The following is an 18,898-nucleotide window of genomic DNA, read 5'->3' as shown; positions in this document are numbered from 1 at the left end:
GAGGGGCCTGGGCCGAAGATGCGGAGCCGGCGCCGCGCCGGCGTGCCGACGCAACCCGACCGACGCACCATCGGGACACCCCGCCCGAGGACGTTGACTGCGATCACGGGCCGGTCTCCTGGCTCGCGGGAATCGCCCCTCCGCCTCGCCTTCCCGGCGGGTCGCCCCGCCAGTGACTAGCGACGGAAGAGCACTCCGCTTACAGTTGCGGGGACAGCCCCGGCCTTGCCGCGGATGCGGCGCACCGGATTCCCGAGCGCCCGTGATGTCTAGATATAGACGTCCTTCTGCTGGTTCTCGTCAATACCTAGTTGGTGCGCTGCTGAACTTCGCAATCCAAGTGCGTTTTCGACTCCGCCCCTGAAATCCCGGAATCGGGATGCGGCGCGAGGTCCGGCGTCGGCGCGGCCCGCTTCACCGTGGAGGCGTCCGGGCACATCCGGTACAGAGAAGGGGATGACGTCGCGCGCCTCCCCCGCATCGCCCCCGGGCGCCCAGCCCCCGGGCCGGCTCGCCCGGCTGCGGACCGTGCTGCGCGCGCTGTATCATGGGCGCAGCCCCCTGGCGATCCGCTTCCGCCTCGGCGTCCTGATCGTCGATTTCGCGATCATCGCCTTCTTCATCGTGGCGCCGGTGCTGCGCGACACCGGCGTCTTCCTCGCCATCGACTATGCGATTGCCGTGCTGCTGGCGCTCGACCTCGCCGCCCGCGCGCTGTCCTGGCGCGACCTGCGCGCCTGGGTCCGGCGGCCGATCGTCTGGGTCGACCTGTTCGTGCTGGCCACGCTGCTGGCGCCGCAATGGCTGGCCAATCTGGGCTTCCTGCGGATCCTGCGCCTGTGGAGCCTGTTCCACAGCGAGTTCTTCTGGTCGACGGTCGGCCGGCGCTACGACGACACGCGCTGGGAAGACGTCGTCCGCACCCTCTCGACGCTCGCCACCTTCGTCTTCGTGGTGACCGGCTTCGTCTACACCGGCTTCGCCGGGACCGAGAGCGGCATCGCCGGCTATGTCGATGCCCTCTACTTCACCGTGGCGACGCTGACCACCACGGGCTTCGGCGACATCACCCTGCCCGGCACGGCGGGCAAGCTGCTGTCCATCGTCACCATGATCGTCGGCATCAGCCTGTTCGCGCGGCTGGCGCAGACGCTGTTCCGGCCGAACAAGGTGCGGTTCGACTGCCCGACCTGCGGGCTGCAGCGGCACGACCCGGACGCCGTACATTGCAAGGCCTGCGGCACGCTGCTGGCGATCCCGAACGCGGACGAATGACCCCGGCCCCCTATCCTCCCCCGCCCTGGCGGCTGCGCGGCGCGGTGCAGGCGGCGCTGTGGCGGGTGCCGCGGGCGGCGCTGCCGGGACCGCTGCCGGCCGGGGCCCGGCCGCTGGGCTGGGGCGGGACCGCGCTGCTGGCGACGGTGCGGGCGGATTGGGGGCCGGATGGCGACCTGGCCTATGGCGAGCTGGTGGTCGCGGTGCCGGTACGGCTGGGCCGCCGGATCGGCGTCACCGTCACCGCCGCCTGGGTCGACAGCCCCGCGTCCTTGGCCGGCGGCCGGGAGTTGTGGGCGATCCCGAAGCGGCTGGGCCGCTTCGAAACGCAGGCCGGGCGAACCGCGCTGACCGACGCCGAGGGGCCGGTCGCCGCCTTCCAGGGCCGGTCGCCGAGATCCTTGCCGGTCCGCCTGCCGATCCGGCTGCGGATCCTGCAGCCGGATCGGAGCGGCGTGCGGACCACGCGAGCCGCCGCCACCGGCGGGCCATGGCCCGGCGGCCCCGGCTGGGACTTCTCCGCCGATGGACCTCTGGCCCTGCTGTCCGGCCGGCGGCCGCTGCTGAGCCTCACGCTGGCTGACGCCGAGGCGCGGTTCGGGCTGTGACCGGCCGGCGCGCCGACGCATCGTCGGCGCAGTCCGACTGCGGCGGCTCGATCCAGAAGGGCAGGTCCGCCAGCTCGCGCGGGGTCATGGCCAGCAGCGCCTCGGCGCCGTCGGGCCGGCACCGGCGATCCCGGCGCCGGAAGAGGGAGAACATCGCGGCCTCCTCGGCAGATCTTCTTCAAGAGATAGACCCGCCGAGCCGCAGCCGGGATGGACAGTGTCTCTCCACGCCTATAGAAAATCTCCATAGGCGCGGAGACGATCGGGTCAGGCCAGCGCCTGGTCGAGCCGGTCGAAGGTGCCGGACCAGCCTTCGGTCATCGAGTCCGTCATGCCCGCGAAGGCCTGCCGCTCGTCCTCCGCGGCGTCCAGCGGCGTCCAGACCAGCCGGACCCGGGTGCCCGCCGCCTCCTCCTCGAAGGTCACGGTCGACAGGATCCTGAGCGGCCACGGCCCGCCGAAGGGCGAAGGCGCGAGATTGGCCTCTTCGTCCGCGAAGGAATGCTCCCAGACCAGGCGCGACGGCGCGACCACCTCGCGATAGGCGAACTTCACCCACATCTGCCCGCCATCGGGCCGGTCCATGCGCGCATGCATCATCCCGCCCGGCCGCAGATCGAGGGTCCTGACCGTGGTGACGACGCCCTTCGGGCCGAACCATTGCGCCATCAGCTCGGGCTTCGCCCAGGCTTCCCAGACCCGCGCGCGCGGCGCCTTGAAGACGCGGGAGATGACGAATTGGGGATCGGTGGCGGCCATGATCTATCCGTCCTTCGTTGGCTTGGGATTGGCTTCGAGAAACGCCTCCAGGCGGTCGAAGCTGTCGTTCCAGAGGTTGCGGAAGTGCTCGAACCATTCGACCGTTTCCTGCAGCGCCGCGAGGTTGAGGCGCCGCGGCCGCGACTGGGCGGCCTGGCCGCGTTCGATCAGCCCCGCGCCCTCCAGTACCTTGAGATGCTTGGAGATGGCGGGCTGGCTGATCCGGAACGGGGCCTGCAGCTGCGCCACCGTGGCTTCGCCCTGGGCGAGGCGCAGCAGGATCGCGCGCCGGGTGGGGTCGGCGAGCGCGGCGAATCTGAGGTTGAGCGAGTCTTCTAAAACCATATGGTTATATAACCAACTGGATATTATAGAGTCAACCGTGGCTTCGTCAGGCGCGACGACGCTGGACAGCCCGCCGCCCTCCGCTCAAGAAGAAGCATGGCCTCGCCCTTCCCGATTCCGCTGAACGCGCTGCGTGCCATCGCGGTGGTGGCGCGCGGCGGGTCGCTGTCGACCGCCGCCAAGGAGCTGGGGGTGACGCCGGGCGCGGTCAGCCAACACATCCGCCGGGCCGAGGCGCGGCTGGGCGTGCTGCTGTTCGAGCGCACCCCGACCGGCCTGGTACCGACCGCCGAGCTGTGGCGGATCCGGCCGATGCTGGACGCCGGGTTCCGCATGCTGGCCGACGCGATCGCCGCATTGGCCGTGGAGCGCGCCGGGATCCTGACCGTCACCGCCGGCACCGCCTTCGCCGCGCGCTGGCTGGTGCCGCGGCTGTCGCGATTCACCAGCGCCCACCCCGACATCGAGCTGCGCTTCGTCGCCACCGGAGAGGTGTTGGACCTGGCGCTCGGCGACATCGACTGCGCCATCCGCATGGGCCCCGGCGGCTGGACCGGCGTGGTGGTGGAGAAGCTGATTCCGCAGACCGTGTTCCCGGTCTGCGCCCCGTCTCTGGCGCCACGGCTGAAGACTCCGGCCGACCTGGCCTCGGTGCCGGTGATCCGTGACGAAGGCTCGCTGATCTCCTGGGCCGAGTGGTTCGCCGCCGCCGGGGTGGCGTCGCCGCCGCGCCTGTCCGGCCCGACCTACACCGACCCGATCCCGGCGCTGGAGGCGGCGCTGGCCGGCCAGGGCGTGTTCATGGCCTGGCAGTTGATCGCCGCCGACGCGCTGGCGGACGGAAGGCTGGTCCGCCCCTTCCCGATCGCGGCGCCGACCGAGATCGCCTACTGGTTCGTCACCACCGAGGCCCGGGCGCGGCAGCGCAAGGTGCAGCTGTTCCGCGCCTGGCTGGAGGCGGAGCTGACGTCCAAACGGGCGCGCCCCGTCTCCGGGGTGTGGAGCTGAACCTCACCGTGCCGGCCAGCGGATCCGGTCGGCCGGCAGGCCCGGGCCCCAGCGGTGCACGCCGACCAGCCGGAAGCTCGCGGCATCGGCCAGGCCGAGATGGGTCAGGATCAGGGCGACGATCGACAGCCACATCTCCGTCCCCTGCAGCCCCGACTCCTCGCCGCGGTTGAAGGCGAAGCCGCGTCCGGGCGCGTAGTGGCGGAGCGCGGCGGCGAGGAGGCGGCGCATCACGTCGGCTATCTCCGCCGCCCGGTGGCCGGTCTGGCGGGCGCAGAGCATCAGCGGGTGCACCACGTCCAACACGTTGCAGGCGTTGAACCCGGCGCGCTCGAAGCCCGCGTTGCGGTCGAGATGGGCGAGGACGGAGTCGATCGTCCGCTCCGGCCAGGGCAGCGGGAGGCCGAACTGGGCGTAGGTGCCGCGGGTCAGCCGGTAGAAGCCGTTCACCGCCTGCAGCCAGTCGTCGCCGACCGGACCGCTCCACAGCCCGGTCGCCGGATCCGCCCGCGTGGTCAGCCAGCCGATCAGCGTCGTGAGCTCGCCCGGATCGCCGAAGTCACGGGCGTTCAGGTAGTAGGCCGTGCCCAGCGCATCGACCCAGGCGCCGGAGGACCAGCCGCGCTCGGCCCAAGGCAGCCCGTCCAGCGCCCGCTGCAGCGCCGCGGGGTCGAGGCGCGAGGCCCAGGCGACGGGGTGGCGAAAGGCGGCGCCGAGGCATTCCAGCGCATAGCCGACGCAGAGGATGTTGTAGAGATTGTCGCCGCCGGGATCGGCCGGCGGGCCGCGGCGGACCGCATCCGGCGTGTCCGGGTTGAAGCAGAGGCCGGTCTCCGGATCCTGCAGCGCCGTCAGGCGGGCGATCCACTCCTCGCGGCCGAAGGGCTGGGGCACGGCGCCGAACATCGCCGCGATCTGGATCGCGTCGCAATCGGCGCGGAACGGCGCGTTCCCGGCGTTGCGCGGATCGCGGTACCAGGAGGGCTGGCCGGGCGGCGCCGCATGCGCGGCGAGGATCGAAGGCCACTCCTCGCCGACGCGGGCGTCGAAATCCTTCACCTCGGCCAGCAGCGTATCGGCCGGGGCCGGGCCCCGCGGCCGGCGGCGGTCGCGGATCACCCGGGCCGGGTTGCCGCCGACCAGCGCATAATCGGGGACATCGCGAGTGACCACCGCGCCGGCGGCGACGATGCAATGGCTGCCGATCCGCACCCCGTCGGTGACCACGGCATTGGCGCCGATCCAGACGTCGTTGCCGATCTCGATGCCCTTGGTGGACACGCCTTGCTGCGCGATCGGCGTCTCCGGGTCGTCCGACACATGGTCGAAGCCGGCGATCATGGCCCCGGCGGCGATGCGGACCCAGGAGCCCATGCGGACTTGTCCGATCACCGAGGCGTGCAGGTTGAAGGAGCAGTGGTCGCCGGCAATCAGGTCGCCGTGCAGGCGCACCCCGGCGGCGACGACGCAGCGATCGCCGAGCGTCAGGCTGTCGGGGAAGATGTAGGCCTGAGGCGACAGGTAGCAGGCTTCGCCGAGCCTGAGCGGCAGGCGCCGCGCCAGCTGGGCGACGAAGGCCGCCTGCGCCCGGCGCTGCGCCTCCGTAGCATGAGCCTCGAAGCGCCAGGGGTGGGAATCGAACTCCTCCACCGTGCGGGGCTCGGCGCCTTCGGGATCCGGCATGACCGACATCGAGAGCCTCTCTCAGAGAAGGGCGCGGGCGTCCGCGATCAGCTGCGCGGCGCCGTCGCTGATGGAGGCGGTGAAGGCGACTGTGTCCGCCACCCGCTTCATCACCCGGCCGAACTGCTGCGATCCCTTGGGCGGGGGCGGCGGATAAGGGCCGACCTTGTCGGCGATGAAGTTGACGTAGTCCACCGTGGCGCGTTGCGTGGGGTCCAGCGTCGGCAGGATCAGATCGCGCGCCGCCGGGCTCAGCGGCACGCCGCGCTCCACCCCCAGCACCTTGGCGGCCTCGGGGTCGTTGAGGAAGAAGGCGAGGAAGCCGGCCGCCGCCTCCGGCGCCTTGCACCGGGCGTAGATCGACCAGCACGAGGCGGGCCGGTAGAACTGCCCCGGCTTCGCCCCCGGGCCGCCGTTCGGATACATCGTCAGGGCCAGCGGCGCGGTGGTGGCGGATTGCATGCCGACGATCTGGTTCGAGAAGGCCAAGCTGGTCGCCGCCTTGCCCTGGATCAGCGACATCTGGGTGATGGTCGAATCCGGGCTGAGCGCCGCGATGTCGGCCGGGACGCAGCCGCCGCGCCGGCGCATCCCGTCCCAATAGGCGAACCACTCCGCGGCATGCTCCTGGCCGAAACCGAGCGCGCCGTCCGCGGTGAACAGGTCGGCGCCGCGCTGCCGCAGCCAGACCTGGAACGCGAAGCTGTAGCCGCTGGCATCGCAGGAGCCCCAGTACTGGTCGCGGCCGGCCGCCTTGGTCAGCTCGACCATCCGCTCGGCATAGTCGTCCCAGCTGGTCTTGTCGTCGGGCGGGGCGATGCCGGCCGTCTTGAACACGGCCGCGTCGTACATCAGGGCGAAGGAGTTCAGGCCGTGCGGGATGCCCCAGACCTTGCCGTCGAGGACGCAGAGGTCGAGCAGGTCGCGGCTGATGCCGGAGGTGTCGATCGGCTGCGGCAGAAAGCCGTCGAGCGGCAGCGTGGCGCCGCGCTGCACGAAATCGGCGAAGCTGTTGGGTTCGAGCTGGAAGATGTCCGGGGCGCTGCGCCCGACCAGCTGGGTCGCCAGCTTGGGGAAATACTCGGCGTTGCTGACCTCGCCCACCAGCTCGGCGCCCGGAACCTTGGCCTGATACAGCTTCAGCACCTCGAGCGTGCGGCGGGTGCGGTCGTCATTGCCCCACCAGACGACGCGCAGCCGCGCCGCTTCGGCCCGGAGAACGGCCGGCAGCGCCATCGTCCCTGCCAGGCCCAACGCCCCGGCCAACACGGATCTGCGCCCGATCGCAGCCGACATCGCACCCTCCCCTGTTGGTTGCCGATGGTCCGGGCGGGTTGGCCCCGCCGGCGAAGTAACCGTTTGGTTACAAGTGAACCGGGGAATGCGCCCGCTGTCAATTCGCAATCCACCCTCGGCCGGACCGGCCGATCGTCCCCCCTTGGCCGGCACCGCCGTTCCGGGCATCGTCGGAGGTATGATCCAGGATTCCGAGACCGCGCCGTGAGCCGCAGCCGCAGCCGCAGCCTGCCGCCGGCGCCCGAAGCCGGGCGGCCGCGCATGGCCGACATCGCCCGCATGGCCGGCGTGTCGGTGGCGACGGTCAGCCGGGCCCTGGCCGGGTCGCCGCGGGTGAACGAGGAGACGAAGGCGCGGATCGAGGCGGCGGTGCGCGACACCGGCTATGTCGTCAACCGCATGGCCCGCGGCCTGCGCCTGCAGCAGGCGCGGCAGGTGTTCGTGATGGTGCCGAACATCGCCAACCCGTTCCACGCCTCGGTGCTGCTGGGTGCCGAGGAGGCGGCGGTGGCGGCAGGCTTCCACGTGCTGATCGGCAACACCGCCGGCGACCCGGCACGGGCGGAGGAGCATGCCCGCCAGCTGCTGACCGGGGCGGTCGACGGCATGCTGGTGCTGGGCGGCCATATGCCGGAGACGCTGAAGACCCCGTCCCTGCGGCAGCGCCTGGTGGCGGTGATCGAGCCCGTCGCCGCCCCCGGCGTGCCGGCGGTGCAGATCGACAACCGGGCCGGCGGGCAGGCGGCGACGCGGCATCTGATCGAGCTGGGCCATCGCCGCATCGGCCATATCGGCGGCAGCGCCCCGGCCACCGCCACGCCGAAGCGCTTCGAAGGCTACGCCGCGGCCCTGGCCGAGGCCGGGATCGCGCTGCGGCCCGAGTTGGTGCGCTACGGCACCTTCTCGATCGCCACCGGGGCGGAGGAGATGGCCGAGCTTCTGGCGCTGCCCGAGCCGCCGACCGCCGTGTTCTGCGGCAGCGATGAGATCGCCATGGGCGCGATCCGCACCATCAAGCAGGCGGGCCTGCGGGTGCCGGAGGACATCTCGATCGTCGGCTTCGACAACATCTACTTCGCCGCCGTCTACGACCCGCCGCTGACCACCATCGACCAGCCGGCGCGGCGGCTGGGCTTCGAGGCGATGCGTCTGCTGGCGGACCGCCTCGCCGGCATCGCAGCGTCGAAGCGCGGCGTGAGCGTGCCCCACCGGCTGATCGTCCGCGCCAGCACCGCGCCGCCGCGGCACTGAGCCTTACAAATAATTAAGAAAACAAGCTTAGAGTACTTTGCTCGTCCGATAGGATTCCTCGACGGCACTTCAAGATGCGACATCGTCGCTGCGCGCCATTTTGACATGCATTCAGGGACGTATGCATCTGTATCGTCTGGCACGGGACGAGATACGGGACCGCAATCCTAGCGAGACTCTCGTGGAGCCAGGAATGACCAGACGCATCGTCTTCGCCGCAGGGGCAGCCGCGCTGCTGGCCGCGACACCGGCCGTGGCGCAGCAGGTGAACGGCCTCTATGTCGGCGCCGGAGCCGGCGTCAACTTCCTCCAGAGCAACGGCCTGAACCAGGACGACTATGATGTCGGGCCGGCGGGCAACCTGTATGTCGGCTACGGCTTCGGCAACGGCTTCCGCACCGACCTCGAAGCGAGCATCCGGGAGAACAGCCACGACGGCAACAGCCACCAGACCACCTACGGCCTGATGGCGAACGGCTATTACGACTTCGATTTCGGTTCGCCCTTCGTGCCCTATATCGGCGGCGGCGTCGGCGTGGCGCTGGTTGATGCCGACTTCAACCCGAGCGGCCCGGGCAACTACTTCAGCTCGACCAAGGCGCAGTTCGCCTATCAGGGCATCGCCGGCGTGGCCTACAACTTCGCGCCGAACCTGGCGGCGACCCTGGAGTACCGCTATCTCGGCACCACCGCGCCGACCTTCAAGGACAACGGGGTGCGGATCAAGTCGGACGAGAACAACAACCACAGCATCCTGGTCGGCCTGCGCTACACCTTCGGCGCCGAGGAAGCGCCGCCGCCGCAGGAGGTCACGCAGGTGACCCAGGCCCGGAGCTATCTGGTGTTCTTCGACTTCGACAGCTCGAAGCTGACGCCTGAGGCGAAGCAGATCGTGGGCTCCGCCGCCTCCGACGCGTTGCAGGGCCGGAGTACCCGGATCGACGTCACCGGCCACACCGACCGCGCCGGCTCGGACAGCTACAACCAGGCCCTGTCGCAGCGCCGGGCCGAGGCGGTGCGGCGCGAGCTGGTGGCCGACGGCGTGGCCGACAGCATGATCGTCACCCGCGGCGTCGGCGAGGCCGATCCGCTGGTGCCGACCGCCGACGGCGTGCGCGAGCCGCAGAACCGGCGGGTCGAGATCGTCGTGAACTAACGCGGCGAGAAGGGGGCTGCGGCCCCCTTCCCTCCTCTCGCGTCACCGGTCGGACCAGACGGCGAGCTCGTAGCCGTCCGGGTCCTGGAAGTGGAAGCGGCGGCCGCCCGGGAAGCTGAAGATCGGCTTGACGATGCGGGCGCCTGCCTTTTCCAGCCGCTCCTGGGTTGCGGCGAGGTCCTCGGCATAGAGGATCACCAGCAGCCCGCCGGGCTTCGCCTGGCCGCCCTGGGCAAAGCCGCCCTTCAGCCGGCCGTCGTCGAACTCGCAATAGCTCGGGCCGTAATCCGTGAATGTCCAGCCGAAGGCGCTGCCGTAGAAATCGCGCGAGCGCGCGATGTCGGCGACGGCGAACTCGATGTAGTCGATGCGTCGGTCGTTGCCGGGCGTGGCCATGATGCCTCCTTATCTCCGATCCGGCCGCGAGCCTGCCATCGCCCGCTGATGCCGTCTTGAACGGAACGGCCAGTCAGGCGGCTTCGCGCCCCTCCGTCTCGCCGAGGGCGAGCTGGCGGAGGATCGCGGCCGGGGTCAGGCCGGACAAGCGCCGCACCTCGCGCGTCAGATGCGCCTGGTCGGCGTAGCCGGCGGCGGCAGCGAGGGCCGAGAGCCCCTCCTCCCCCGCCTCCGCCAATGTCAGAAACCGCTGGAAGCGCAGGATGCGGTCGAGCGTCTTGGGGCCGTAGCCGAAGGCCTCGTGGCAGCGCCTCCGCAGGCTGCGCTCGCTGATCTCGAGCCGGTCGCGCAGCGCCGCCAACCCGGCCTCCTCCGCGCCGCGGCCGAGCAGTTGGAAGGCCAGCGCCATCTCCGGCGCCGGCGGGGCGATCTCCGGCGCGATGCGCGCCAGCCCGGCCTCGAGCCGCGCCATCCGCTCAGTCACGGTCCGCGCCTCGCCGATCCGGCCGGCCAGGTCGCGCGCCCAGGGACGGCGGAGGTCCTCCAGGTCGACCTGCCGGCCGGTGAGCTCGGACATCGGCAGGCCGAGCCAGCGGAAGGCGGCGCCTGGACGGAAGCGGACGGCGACCACCGGGTCGCCGGGCAGCAGCAACGGGTGCTGCGCGGTGAGGTCCGGCCCGGCCACCACCAGCCGGCCGCCGACCCACAGCAGGTCGACACAACCGTCGGGGACGACGGCCACCGGCAGGGCCAGGCCCTGCGGGACCGCATGCATCCACCGGCACAGCAGGTGCGGCGCCAGCTCCAGCGCCGGCGGGGCCTCGCGATAGAGGCCGGCGCGCTTGGCCAGGACCGGCCCGTCGTCGCTTTGCCGCACCGCCGGCCCGGTCAGTGCAGCTTGGCGGATTTCAGCACCCGGGCCCGGTCGGTCGAGCGGATATGTACGTCGAACACGTCGCCCTCGCGGTCGAGCGTCAGCGGCACCTCGACCCCGGCCTCGCCCAGCGCCCAGACGGCGCGGAAGAAGCCGGCGAGGTCGGTGACCGCCTCGCCGTCGACCGCGAGCACGGCGTCGCCCTCGCGCAGCCCCGCCCGCCGGGCCGGGCCGTTGCCGGCGAAGCCGACCACCACCACCCGGCCCTCATCCTCGGTCGCGAACAGGCCCAGCCAGGGGCGCGGCGGCCGGTCGGCGCGGCCCAGCGTGGCCAGATCGTCGAAGATCGGCTGCAGCAGGTCGATCGGCACCGCCATGTTCAGGGGCAGCACCCGGCCGCCGGCCGCCTGGTGCTGGATCTGCAGCGACCCGATGCCGAGCAGGTCGCCGGCCGGGCCGATCACCGCGGTGCCGCCCCAATGCGGGTGCGCCGGGGCGGTGAACATCGCCTCGTCCAGCACGTATTCCCAGTATCCCGCGAATTCCTGGCGGGCCACGATCTGCCCGGCGAGCGACCGCCGGCGGCCGCCGGCACCGGCGATCACGACGTCCGTGCCCGGCAGGGCGGACCGGCCGTAGCCGGGCTTCAGCGCCTTCACGCCGAGCGGACCCAGAGCCTGGACCAGCCCGAAGCCGCTGGCCTGGTCGTAGCCCAGCACATGGCCGGGCACGACCCGGCCGGCATTGGTGGTGAGCCAGACCTCCTCGGCCTCGGTGATCAGATAGCCGATGGTCAGGACGATGCCGTCGTCGCGGATCACCACGCCGTTGCCGGCGCGCTCGGTGCCCAGCGTGCCGGCGGTGAAGGCGTCGGCCGGGACGCGCGCGGTCAGGCCGAGCACGGCATTGAGCGCGCGGTCGAGGTCGAAGGCGTAGTCGTCGGGGTCGGGCTGCGCCCGCACGGGCACTTCCCAGTCGTCCGGTCCGAGGGCCATCGCGGCCTCCATGGTATCGGGCGGGATAGTCCGTCAATTCTCGACGCCATGCGGGGCCCGATGCAAGCCCCGAGACGGTGCGAGGCGGCTGGCCGCTTCGCCCGGGCTTGTCTCGCGCCGCCGATCCGGGACAGGCTGCGCCCGCAGCCGGAGGGTCGGGGGACGCATGGCGAAGGAGAAGACGGCGGGAGAGGTGCTGGGCCGGCGCGGCCGCAACCGGGCTCTCCTGGCCCGGCAGGGGCTGCTGCAGCGCTGGCCGGTGACCGCGGCCGAGGCGATCGAGCGGCTGGTCGGAATGCAGTCGCAATCCCCGACCGCCCCCTATGTCGGGCTGTGGAGCCGGCTGGAGCGCTTCGAGCTGGAGGATCTGGCCGAGCTGATCCGCGACCGCAAGGCGGTGCGCATCGCCCTGATGCGGTCGACCATTCATCTCGTCACCGCCCGCGACTGCCGGCTGCTGCGCCCGGTGCTGCAGGGGGTGCAGGAGCGGCTGCTGATGACCGGCACGCCTTATGGCAAGCAGCTCGCCGGGCTGGATCTGGAGGCGCTGGTGGCCGCCGGGCGCCGGCTGCTGGTCGACCAGCCGCGCACGGTGGAGGAGATGGGCCGGCTGCTGCAGACGCAGTGGCCGGATCGCGACGCCAAGTCCCTGTCCTATGCCATGCGCAACCTGGCACCGCTGGTGCAGGTGCCGCCGCGCGGCCTGTGGGGCATCGGCGGGCTCCCGCTCTGCACCACGGCGGAGAGCTGGCTGCGGCAGCAGCTCGGCACCGACACGGCGCCGGAGCCGATGCTGCTGCGCTACCTGGCCGCTTTCGGCCCGGCCAGCGTGCAGGACATGCAGACCTGGTCGGGCCTGACCCGGCTGCAGCCCGTGGTCGACGCGCTGCGGCCGAAGCTGGTGACCTTCCGCGACGAGGCGGGGCGCGAGCTGTTCGACCTGCCGGACGCACCGCGCCCCGACCCGGACGTGCCCGCGCCGCCGCGCTTCCTGCCGGAATACGACAACCTGCTGCTGTCCCATGCCGAGCGCGAGCACGTGATCGCCGAGCGCCACCGCCCGCTGGTCTACGGCAATTTCATGCCGCCGGTGCTGCTGGTGGACGGCATGGTCCGCGGCCGCTGGAAGGCCACCCAGGCGCGCGGCGCCGCGGTGCTGCGGATCGAGGCCTTCGGGCCGCTGTCGCCGACCGAGGCCGCGGCTGTGACCGAGGAGGGAGAGAGGCTGCTGGCCCTGGTCGCCGAAGACGCCAGGAGTCGCGAGGTGCGGATCGACGCGCTGGAATAGAAGTCGACGGCCGGGCGTCATCCTGGAGGAGCGCTCGGCAAATTCGCCGAAAATTTCAGACAAACCTCCGAAACCGCGCTGGAGGCGCCGGAACGCTGTCGTGATCTGCACAACATCCGGGAGGAGAGGAAATGCTCGCGTATCGAGGGACTGCCACGATGCCGCCCCCTCCGGGGAGCCGATTGGTCGAGGAGACGGAGTCCCGCGACTCATCCGCCGAATCCGACCAGGACAAACCTGGCGGCGAGTCCCAGGCAGCGGTGGTCACCATCATCGATCATCGCACGCTCAGCCGGGACGGCCTGGCGAAGGCGATCGAGGATGCCGACGCCGGATATCTCGTCGAAACCTTCGCCAGCTTCGATGACTGGCTGTTCGACGAGGACGCGTCTCGTCGCACCTCGATCGTCATCATCAACATCAATACGGGGTCTGACGCCGAGGATCATGCTCGCGAGATCGGCGCCCTGGCCTGCCTGAGGACGCACTACCCTTCCATCCATGTCCTGGCATTGGGGGAAGACGAGGATCCGGATCTGGTTGTCGGTGCGCTGGCCTGCGGGGTTCAGGGATATCTGTCCAGAAGCTTGAGCGTCAGCGTCGTGCTCGGCGCGATCGGATTGGTCCAGTCCGGCGGAGTCTTCGTTCCGGCCGACAGCCTCATACGGCTGTATCAACGGCAGTCCGCTCCCCCCAAGGATCCGACGGAAGAGCTTCTGACCGCTCAGCAGGCCAGGGTCGCCCAGAAATTGCTGACCGGCAAAGCCAACAAAATCATCGCCCATGAACTGAACATCCACGAAAGCACCGTGAAGGTGCATGTCCGAAACATCATGCGAAAGCTTCAGGCTCGCAATCGTACGGAAGTCGCCTTCAAGCTGAACACTTGGCTTCAGCTCAACCGGAAACGGGACCTGTTCTGAGCCCCATCGCCGAACCGAAGGAGAGTTGCCGAGGCATTCGAGTGAAAAGACACCTCGTGGCGCCGCCGGCGCAAAAATGATCCGGCCCACAGGAACCGTCCCGACAAAGTTCCTGTTGGCCGGAAAAGCGCCGCGTCGCCCGGCGTCGGATTTCCGAGGACGATTTCACGAGGTGCCCGATGGCCCGCCGTTTGCTGCCCCTGTCCCTGCTGACGGCCGGCATCGTCGCCGGCGTCGGCGCCCTGGCCCAGTCGCTGCCGCCGGACGCGACCTACCGGCCCCTGCCGACCCAGCCCTTCGACCAGGTCAAGGCCGATGACGAGGCGGCCAAGCCGGAGGTGATGCGGCGCCAGCAGAGGCTGATGGAGGAGCGCTACGACCTGTCCGACCGGCCGATCCCGGGCGTGATGATGTCGGGCGGACGCAAGCCGGTGCAGGGCGGCGTCCGGGTGCAGCTGCCCCAGGGCCTCACCTGGGACGAGCTGGCGGCGATGAGCCCGGACGAGATCAGGCAGCGCGGCCTGTTCCCGGCCGGCTTCCTGCCCCTGCCCCATGTCAAGCACGCGACCGGCGGACAGGTGTTCCCGAACCACCAGATCGACGAGATCGCCCGGCAGGAGCAGCGCAACCTGCGCCGCTTCGACGTCGATTTCGACCTGCCCGACGCCTTCACCCCGGAGTTCCCGCCGCCGATCTTCCTGACCACGCATCCGGAGCTCGGCGACGTCTCGCGCGGGCAGCTGCTGACCATCAAGAACTACTATGCGATGATGGTCGGGCTGATCACTCCGGTGCAGATGGAGGGGCTGCGGCTCCTGCTCACGCCCTTCCCGCAGGAGGAGTTCAACCAGACCGAGGACCGCAAGAGCGCCGACCAGAGCCTGGGCGTCACCTGCCTCGACTGCCACTCCAACTTCCACAGCAACGCGGCGTTCCACCTGAACCCCGACACGCGGCCGCAGGCGGCGCGGTTCCGGATCGACACGGTCAGTCTGCGCGGCATGTTCAACCAGCAGATCCACGGCTCGAAGCGGTCGCTGCGCTCGGTCGAGGACTTCACCGAGTTCGAGCAGCGCACCGCCTATTTCAACGGCGACCAGATGAGCGCCCAGCGCAAGGGCGTGAACCTGCCGGACCGCCACGACCAGACGGCGATGATGGCGCAGATGCAGAACATGATCGACTTCCCGCCGGCACCGAAGCTGAACCCGCTGGGCCGGCTGGACCCGGCCAAGGCGACGGAGCAGGAGCTGGCGGGCGAGCGGATCTTCATGGGCAAGGGCCAATGCGCCGTCTGCCACATCCCGCAGACCGCTTTCATGGACAACCAGATGCACGACCTGAAGGCGGAGCGGTTCTACGACATCGGCCGGACCGTGAACGGCCAGGTCGTCCTGCCGGATGGGCCGATCAAGACCTTCACCCTGCGCGGCATCAAGGATTCCCCGCCCTATCTGCATGACGGCCGGCTGCTGACCCTGGCCGACACGGTCGAGTACTTCAACCTCGTGCTCGGGCTGAGGCTGACCGAGGACGAGAAGGACGCGCTGACCGCCTATCTGCTGGCGCTGTGAGCGGCCGGCCATGGAAGGAGGAACGGCATGATCGATCGGATCGCGGCCGCGGCGCTGACGGCCCTGCTGCTCGGCTCGGCGCCGGCCTGGGCCCAGACGACCACCAACCCCGCCACCCCGGCGCCGGGCAATCCGGCGACCACCCCGGCCGGCACGCCGGAATCCAGGCCCGGCACGCCGGCACCGCACCGGCCGAACCCGTCGGACCAGGTCTTCGCCGTCGCCGCCGCCCGGGGCGGGCTGGCAGAGGTGGCCTTCGGCAAGCTGGCCGAGGCGCAGGGCGGCAGCGATGCAGTGCGCGACTTCGGCCGGCGCATGGTGCGCGACCACGGCAAGGCCAATGATCGCTTGGCCGAGCTGGCGAAGGCGGCCGGGATCGTCCTGCCCGACGCGATGGATGCCGAGCACCAGGCGATCCATGACCGGCTGAAGGGCCTGGAGGGCGACGATTTCGACCGCGCCTACATTGCCAGCCAGATCACCGACCATCAGGTCACGGCGCAGTTGCTGGAGTACGAGATCGGATCCGGCCAGGACAAGGGCCTGCAGGATTTCGCCGCCGAGACCCTGCCGGTCGTGTTCCAGCACCTGCAGATGGTGCAGGGCTTGCACACGGAGATGGCCGCCCAGGCGACCGCGCCGCCGGTGCCGAAGGCGAAGTGAACCGCGCCCGTCCCGATCGCTGAGCGGTCTGCTCTCGGCCGAGTGGTCCCGCCTGCCCCCGTCTGGCATGCTGCTTGCGTCGTTCCGGAGCAGGAACGGCATCGGAACCGCGGCCATCAGAGCTGCGGCCGGACAGCTGGCAGGGAGAGCACGGGATGGACGGTCTCGATCCTTCTGTCTTCACCATCAGCCGGCCGGCGCTGCACGATTATGCGGCGGTGGCGCGGCCCGACATCATGGTCGAGTGCTACCGCAGCGATGCCGGGCAGATGGAATCCTGCGGCAGGCTGCACCGGCTGTCGCTGAACCGCACCGGCCACGGGCGCTATGCCTTCAGGATCGGTGACGGGCCGACGCGGCGGGTGGCGCGGCCATCCTGGACCCTGGGCGTGCAGCCGGCCGGGCTGCCGCTGTTCGTCGACGGCGACGGCGCAGACTACGTCTCGATATTCCAGCCGCCCGAGGCCTACCATCGGATCGGCCGCGAGATCGGCCCGGCGGAGCTCGAGGACGGCGAGATGCTGGTCGCCGCCGACCCGATGACGATCCATGTCGCCCTGGCGCTGGCCGAGCTGGCACGGCGGCCGGAGGCGACTGACCCGCTGCTGGCGGAGCAGTTGAGCCTCTCCTTCGCCGCCTGCACCCTGCACCTGCTGTCGCATCGCCCGGCGCCGCGGCCGGAGCGGCCCGACGCGCTGTCGCCGGACCGTCTGCGCCGGGTGCTGGCACATATCGAGGACGCGCTGGAAGACGGCGATCTGAGCCTGGCGGAGCTCGCCGCCATCGCCCGCCTCAGCCCGTTCCATTTCAGCCGCGCCTTCAAGGCCGCGACCGGCCGCGCGCCGCACCAGTTCGTTCTGGCGCGGCGGGTCGAGCGCGCCAAGGCGCTGCTGGCGCGGCCCGACCTGGCGCTGGCCGAGATCGCCTACCGCGCCGGCTTCGCCAGCCAGGCGCATTTCTCGACCGCCTTCCGCCGCGCCACCGGCACCACCCCGGCGCGCTATCGGGCGGAGGGGTGAATGTGTTGGACGGCTCCCTCTTTGTCATGCCCGGGCTTGACCCACGGGTGTCCGGTTGAGGCTGAACAACAACCGACGGGAGAATTTTAGAGCTAAAGCCTCAATTTATAACTGTCATGCCCGGGCTTGACCCGGGCATCCAGGAATCTCGATGCCGCTCTGGGTGGCCCCTGGATCGCCGGGTCAAGCCCGGCGATGACGGTTGAGGGAACCGGGCAGACCATCGAAGCCAAAGCAAGATCCGGCAACGAAACCGCAGGATCGCGAAAGAAGGCCGGCCGCGAGCGGCGCCATGATCGGCGCGAGACCGTCCGGAGACCGCCATGCCCTTTGCCCAGGCCCATCCGATCACCGACATCTGCTTCCTGGTCGAGGATGTCGAGCGCGCGGCAGCCTTCTATATCGGCAAGCTGGGCTTCAAGCTGCGCCGCCGCGCCCCGGGCTTCGCCGACTTCAAGGCCGCCGGGCTGACCCTGGCGCTGTGGGAGATCGACCACATCGCCGCGCATACCGGCGTCTCCGGCCGCCGCGCACCGCCGGGCACGCACAAGGCCTGCGCCGCGGCCGAACTGCCTTCTCCCGCGACGGTCGACGCCCTCCATCGCGAACTGAGCGCACTCGGCGTGCCGTTCCGGCGCCCGCCCGCGGATTATCCGTGGAACGCGCGCTGCGCCTACTTCACCGACCCGGACGACAATCTGTGGGAGATCTATGCCTGGCTCGACGGCGGCCCGGTGGGCGACGTCGAGACCCCGTGACGGAGGACAGCATGACCGCCTTCGACCGCCGCACCCTTCTGGCCGGAATCGCCGCCTTCGGCGCCGGGATCGCGCTGAGGATCCCGGAGGGCCGGGCCGAGGCCACCCGTGTGGTGATCAAATACGACTGGCTGATCAGCAACGGCCAGATCGGCGACGTGGTGGCGCTGAAGCAGGGCCTGTTCCAGGCCGAGGGGCTGGAGATCGAGTTCTCGCCCGGCGGCCCGAACTCCGCCACCGTGCCGCCGGTGGTCACCGGCCAGGCGGCGCTGGGCCAGTCCTCCGATTCCGCGCAGCTGCTGCTGGCCCGTGCCTCCGGCGTGCCGGTGAAGATCATCGCCTGCGGCTACCGCTCCGCCCCCTTCGCCTTCTACTCCCTGCCCAAGGCGCCGATCCGCAGCGTCCGGGACATGATCGGCAAGCGCATCGGCATCCAGCCGACCGCCCGCTTCGTGCTGGACGCGATCCTGGCCAAGAACCAGATCGACCCGTTGCAGATGGACATCACCAATATCGGCTTCGACATGACGCCGCTGGTCGCCGGCCAGGTCGACGCCGTCACCGGCTGGATCACCAACACCAAGGCGCTGTCGGTGATCGGGCCGGACCGGATCGACCTGATGATGAAGGACACCGGCCTGCCCTCCTATGCCAACGTCTACTTCGCCACCGAGGCGGCGCTGGCGGAGAATGCCGAGGTGCTGGCGAAGTTCCTGCGCGCCGTGGCCAGGGGCTGGGCCTGGGCCCACGCGCATCCGAAGGAGGCGGTGGACCTGACCGTCGACGCCTATCCGCAGCTGGACCGCGAGACCGAGCAGGCGACCGTCGGGCTGGTGCTGACGCTGAGCTTCGACGCCGACACCAAGGCGAAGGGCTGGGGCTGGTTCGACCCCGCCGCGATCGCCGAGCAGGTGCGGATCTATGACTCGATTGGCCAGTTCCAGGGCAGCACGCCGAAGCCGGAGGAGTGCTGGTCCGGCGCGATCCTGGAGATGACCGAAGCCGACCGGCCGAAGCTGGGGTGACG

Annotated in this window: 20 protein-coding genes and 1 riboswitch; of the genes, 12 read left to right on the top strand and 8 right to left on the bottom strand. The window is 70.5% G+C overall.

All coding sequences use genetic code 11. From position 1 onward, the window contains the following. Positions 1-91: 91 nt before the first annotated feature. Positions 92-279, bottom strand: a riboswitch (cobalamin riboswitch). A gap of 177 nt (positions 280-456) precedes the next feature. Continuing rightward, positions 457-1,275, top strand: a complete 819-nt coding sequence (locus tag G537_RS0116020; protein WP_026870985.1) for a potassium channel family protein — start codon at positions 457-459, stop codon at positions 1,273-1,275. Next, positions 1,272-1,883, top strand: coding sequence for an acetoacetate decarboxylase family protein (locus G537_RS0116015; RefSeq protein ID WP_026870984.1), 612 nt, complete (start codon positions 1,272-1,274; stop codon positions 1,881-1,883). The genes G537_RS0116020 and G537_RS0116015 overlap by 4 nt, the downstream gene beginning before the upstream one ends. Here G537_RS0116015 and G537_RS0116010 read toward each other — a convergent pair. The 3 genes from G537_RS0116010 to G537_RS0116000 all read right to left on the bottom strand — a co-directional run bounded on the left by G537_RS0116010 (position 1,846) and on the right by G537_RS0116000 (position 2,987). Further along, positions 1,846-2,037: a hypothetical protein gene (locus G537_RS0116010; protein ID WP_026870983.1), complete on the bottom strand. Its 192-nt coding sequence runs from the start codon at positions 2,035-2,037 to the stop codon at positions 1,846-1,848. The two genes, G537_RS0116015 and G537_RS0116010, sit on opposite strands and share 38 nt — an antisense overlap. A gap of 113 nt (positions 2,038-2,150) precedes the next feature. After that, the gene (locus G537_RS0116005; protein WP_026870982.1) at positions 2,151-2,642 is read right to left on the bottom strand and encodes an SRPBCC family protein; all 492 of its coding nucleotides are present in this window, start codon (positions 2,640-2,642) and stop codon (positions 2,151-2,153) included. Positions 2,643-2,645: 3 nt separating this feature from the next. After that, positions 2,646-2,987 carry an ArsR/SmtB family transcription factor gene (locus G537_RS0116000; protein WP_026870981.1) on the bottom strand — a complete coding sequence of 114 codons (342 nt, stop codon included), beginning with the start codon at positions 2,985-2,987 and terminating at the stop codon, positions 2,646-2,648. A 96-nt stretch (positions 2,988-3,083) separates the two neighbouring features. On the opposite strand from G537_RS0116000, the gene G537_RS0115995 reads away from it, so the two are divergent. Then, entirely contained in the window at positions 3,084-3,995 is a 912-nt protein-coding gene (locus G537_RS0115995) for a LysR substrate-binding domain-containing protein (protein ID WP_026870980.1), read from the top strand. A gap of 3 nt (positions 3,996-3,998) precedes the next feature. Here the strand turns inward: G537_RS0115995 and G537_RS45600 are convergent, their stop codons facing one another. Continuing rightward, a complete protein-coding gene (locus G537_RS45600; RefSeq protein ID WP_026870979.1) occupies positions 3,999-5,687 on the bottom strand; it encodes an acyltransferase in 1,689 nt (562 codons plus the stop codon). Positions 5,688-5,699: 12 nt separating this feature from the next. Then, the gene (locus G537_RS0115985; protein ID WP_026870978.1) at positions 5,700-6,974 is read right to left on the bottom strand and encodes an ABC transporter substrate-binding protein; all 1,275 of its coding nucleotides are present in this window, start codon (positions 6,972-6,974) and stop codon (positions 5,700-5,702) included. A 204-nt stretch (positions 6,975-7,178) separates the two neighbouring features. On the opposite strand from G537_RS0115985, the gene G537_RS0115980 reads away from it, so the two are divergent. After that, positions 7,179-8,225 (top strand): LacI family DNA-binding transcriptional regulator, encoded by a 1,047-nt coding sequence (locus G537_RS0115980; RefSeq protein ID WP_162146113.1) that lies wholly within the window; start codon positions 7,179-7,181, stop codon positions 8,223-8,225. A 193-nt stretch (positions 8,226-8,418) separates the two neighbouring features. After that, entirely contained in the window at positions 8,419-9,381 is a 963-nt protein-coding gene (locus G537_RS0115975; protein ID WP_026870976.1) for an OmpA family protein, read from the top strand. A 42-nt stretch (positions 9,382-9,423) separates the two neighbouring features. On the opposite strand, the gene G537_RS0115970 is transcribed toward G537_RS0115975, so the two are convergent. From G537_RS0115970 to G537_RS0115960, 3 genes are all read right to left on the bottom strand, one after another. Beyond that, on the bottom strand, positions 9,424-9,777 hold the full coding sequence (locus G537_RS0115970; protein WP_026870975.1) for a VOC family protein: 354 nt from the start codon (positions 9,775-9,777) through the stop codon (positions 9,424-9,426). A gap of 73 nt (positions 9,778-9,850) precedes the next feature. Continuing rightward, positions 9,851-10,654: a helix-turn-helix domain-containing protein gene (locus G537_RS38245; RefSeq protein ID WP_034851879.1), complete on the bottom strand. Its 804-nt coding sequence runs from the start codon at positions 10,652-10,654 to the stop codon at positions 9,851-9,853. A gap of 11 nt (positions 10,655-10,665) precedes the next feature. Continuing rightward, positions 10,666-11,646, bottom strand: a complete 981-nt coding sequence (locus G537_RS0115960) for a S1C family serine protease (RefSeq protein ID WP_026870974.1) — start codon at positions 11,644-11,646, stop codon at positions 10,666-10,668. Between the two features lie 166 nt (positions 11,647-11,812). Between G537_RS0115960 and G537_RS0115955 the strand changes: the two genes are divergently transcribed. From G537_RS0115955 to G537_RS0115925, 7 genes are all read left to right on the top strand, one after another. Further along, positions 11,813-12,934, top strand: a complete 1,122-nt coding sequence (locus tag G537_RS0115955; protein WP_026870973.1) for a winged helix DNA-binding domain-containing protein — start codon at positions 11,813-11,815, stop codon at positions 12,932-12,934. A gap of 182 nt (positions 12,935-13,116) precedes the next feature. Then, complete coding sequence (locus tag G537_RS38240) at positions 13,117-13,857, top strand: LuxR C-terminal-related transcriptional regulator (protein ID WP_051248464.1); 741 nt, start codon at positions 13,117-13,119, stop codon at positions 13,855-13,857. A 179-nt stretch (positions 13,858-14,036) separates the two neighbouring features. Further along, the gene (locus tag G537_RS0115945; RefSeq protein WP_026870972.1) at positions 14,037-15,431 is read left to right on the top strand and encodes a cytochrome b6; all 1,395 of its coding nucleotides are present in this window, start codon (positions 14,037-14,039) and stop codon (positions 15,429-15,431) included. 27 nt (positions 15,432-15,458) lie between these two features. Then, the gene (locus G537_RS38235; RefSeq protein WP_051248463.1) at positions 15,459-16,094 is read left to right on the top strand and encodes a DUF4142 domain-containing protein; all 636 of its coding nucleotides are present in this window, start codon (positions 15,459-15,461) and stop codon (positions 16,092-16,094) included. Positions 16,095-16,249: 155 nt separating this feature from the next. Next, a complete protein-coding gene (locus G537_RS0115935) occupies positions 16,250-17,113 on the top strand; it encodes an AraC family transcriptional regulator (RefSeq protein ID WP_026870971.1) in 864 nt (287 codons plus the stop codon). A gap of 323 nt (positions 17,114-17,436) precedes the next feature. Next, on the top strand, positions 17,437-17,871 hold the full coding sequence (locus G537_RS0115930; RefSeq protein ID WP_026870970.1) for a VOC family protein: 435 nt from the start codon (positions 17,437-17,439) through the stop codon (positions 17,869-17,871). Positions 17,872-17,882: 11 nt separating this feature from the next. Continuing rightward, positions 17,883-18,896, top strand: coding sequence for an ABC transporter substrate-binding protein (locus tag G537_RS0115925; RefSeq protein WP_026870969.1), 1,014 nt, complete (start codon positions 17,883-17,885; stop codon positions 18,894-18,896). The last annotated feature ends 2 nt before the right edge of the window (positions 18,897-18,898 follow it).

This window comes from Inquilinus limosus DSM 16000, from assembly GCF_000423185.1.
In the GTDB taxonomy this organism is placed as follows: domain Bacteria; phylum Pseudomonadota; class Alphaproteobacteria; order DSM-16000; family Inquilinaceae; genus Inquilinus; species Inquilinus limosus.
The sequence above is the reverse complement of the archived record's forward strand: the minus strand, read 5'-3'. Positions and strand labels throughout refer to the sequence as shown.